This window comes from Oleiphilus sp. HI0123, from assembly GCF_001635315.1.
Genome location: NZ_LWGE01001297.1, coordinates 1 through 2,581 on the forward strand (window position 1 = coordinate 1; position 2,581 = coordinate 2,581).

At 46.0% G+C, this 2,581-nt stretch carries 3 protein-coding genes; 2 read left to right on the forward strand and 1 reads right to left on the reverse strand.

Going from position 1 to position 2,581, the window contains the following annotated elements:
- Both A3761_RS15675 and purU read left to right on the forward strand, forming a co-directional pair.
- The coding region (locus tag A3761_RS15675) for a fumarate hydratase (protein ID WP_068750465.1) at positions 1 to 1,198 on the forward strand (1,198 nt) is incomplete at its 5' end.
- Between the two features lie 128 nt (positions 1,199 to 1,326).
- Positions 1,327 to 2,181, forward strand: coding sequence for a formyltetrahydrofolate deformylase (gene purU, locus A3761_RS15680; protein WP_068514882.1), 855 nt, complete (start codon positions 1,327 to 1,329; stop codon positions 2,179 to 2,181).
- 54 nt (positions 2,182 to 2,235) lie between these two features.
- Here purU and A3761_RS15685 read toward each other — a convergent pair.
- Positions 2,236 to 2,581 (reverse strand): ATP-binding cassette domain-containing protein (locus A3761_RS15685; protein ID WP_156491884.1); only part of this gene is annotated, 346 nt, incomplete at its 5' end.

The window sequence follows — 2,581 nt, forward strand, 5'->3', positions numbered from 1 at the left end:
AGATAACGTCTTACGTGCTTCAATCCTAGATGACCCTGCCGGCGCTCGTAAGAATACTAAAGACAATACACCTGCTGTGATCCACTATGAGATTGTCGAAGGCAACACTGTCGACGTCCAAGTTGCTGCAAAAGGCGGTGGTTCCGAGAATAAGTCAAAAATGGCGATGTTGAACCCTAGTGACAGTATTGTTGACTGGGTTCTGAAAACGGTTCCTACGATGGGCGCTGGCTGGTGCCCGCCAGGCATGTTGGGTATAGGCATCGGTGGTACAGCTGAAAAAGCTGCCGTGATGGCGAAAGAAGCTTTGATGGAGCCGATTGATATTCATGAGCTTCGTAAGCGTGGCCCTCAAAATCGTGTTGAAGAGTTACGTTTAGAGATTATGGATAAGGTCAACGACCTGGGTATCGGTGCTCAAGGCCTTGGTGGCTTAACAACGGTTATGGACGTAAAAATTAACGACTATCCAACGCATGCTGCATCATTGCCTGTCGTAATGATTCCAAACTGTGCTGCCACACGTCATGCTCACTTTGTGTTAGATGGCTCCGGCCCGGCATTGCAAACACCTCCAAGTCTTGAAGACTGGCCTGAGATTACTTGGGAAGCTGGCGACAGTGCTAAGCGCATTGATTTGAATAACGTGACTAAAGAAGACGTCGCCGACCTTAAGCCGGGCGATACGGTTTTGCTTTCAGGTAAAATGCTGACTGGCCGCGATGCAGCTCATAAGAAAATGACTGAGATGCTAGCCAATGGTGAAGAGCTGCCAGTAGATTTGAAAGGCCGCTTTATATACTACGTTGGGCCTGTTGATCCGGTTCGTGAGGAAGTTGTTGGCCCTGCTGGCCCGACTACGGCAACACGTATGGATAAATTTACACATACCATTCTTAAAGAAACTGGCCTGATGGGCATGATCGGTAAAGCCGAGCGTGGCCAGGTGGCGATTGATGCGATTAAAGAATACGGATCAGTATACTTGATGGCAGTGGGTGGCGCGGCTTACTTGGTGTCAAAAGCAATCAAGAATGCTGAAGTGGTTGCCTTCCCTGAACTAGGTATGGAAGCTATTTATGAATTTGATGTGGTTGACATGCCAGTATCAGTTGCCGTTGATAGTCAGGGTATTTCAGTTCACCAGACTGCGCCAAAAGAATGGCAGGCGAAGATCATTGCGGCAAAGTCTGAATAAGAGATAAGCTTGAATTATCTCAGACCTATCTATAATAAAGAGAGTCTTCGTGGCTCTCTTTTTTATTTTGAGCGCCTATGTCTGAATACAAATTAGTCCTTAAACGATTGTGGAAGCAGTAAAATATTATGGAACAAACCTATCGTCTTGTCGTTTCTTGCCCTGACCGTACTGGTATAGTCGCAAAAGTCAGTAACTTTCTGGCAACTTATAATGGTTGGATCACTGAAGCGAGTTACCATGCCGACCAGAAGAACGGCTGGTTTTTTATGCGCAATGAGATCAAGGCGAGTTCGATTCCTTTTGATCTGGAAAACTTCAAAACAGTGTTTGAACCCATTGCCAAAGAGTTTTCCATGTCATGGAGTATTAGCGATTCTAATACTAAGAAACGCGTCGTGTTGATGGCTTCAAAGGAATCCCATTGTTTAGCGGATCTACTACATCGCTGGCACAGCAATGAGCTGGATGCGGAAATTGTGGCAGTGATATCCAATCACGATGATTTACGCCGTATGGTTGAATGGCACGATATTCCTTATCACCATGTGCCGGTAGACCCACAAAACAAACAAGCTGCTTTCGACCAGGTTAGTAGCTTGGTGGATGAATACCAGACCGACTTGGTGGTACTTGCTCGCTATATGCAGATTTTACCTGCTGACCTGTGTGAGACATATGCAGGACGCGTGATCAATATTCATCATAGCTTCTTACCTTCATTTGCTGGGGCAAAGCCTTACCATCAAGCTTATGACAGAGGCGTGAAATTGATTGGTGCAACCTGTCACTATGTCACTCAAGATTTGGACGAAGGGCCTATTATCGACCAGGATGTGATTCGTATTAGTCACAGTAATACGATAGAAGATATGGTTCGCTTAGGTAAAGATGCCGAGAAGAATGTATTAGCACGAGGTTTGCGTTTGCACCTGGAAGAGAGGGTTATTATCCACGAAAATAAAACAGTGGTGTTTGGTTAAGGCAAGATTTGGGGGCAGAGTAAAAATAATAGTTTTTACTCTGACCCCAAAGTTTTAATCTCCGATAAAACCACCCGACTGTCGAGCCCAAAGTTGCGCATAAATACCGTTTTGGGCAAGTAGCTCTGTGTGGCTGCCTTGCTCGGCAATCTTGCCTTCGTCTAATACGATCAGTCTGTCTAGTGCGGCGATGGTAGATAAGCGATGAGCGATCGCAATGACTGTCTTGCCTTCCATTAAGGTATATAAACTTTGTTGAATCGCAGCTTCGACTTCCGAATCCAAAGCAGACGTGGCTTCATCCAGAACAAGTATTGGGGCGTTCTTCAATAAGACTCGGGCAATCGCAATACGCTGACGCTGACCGCCAGAAAGCTTCACGCCACGCTCGCCTACATGA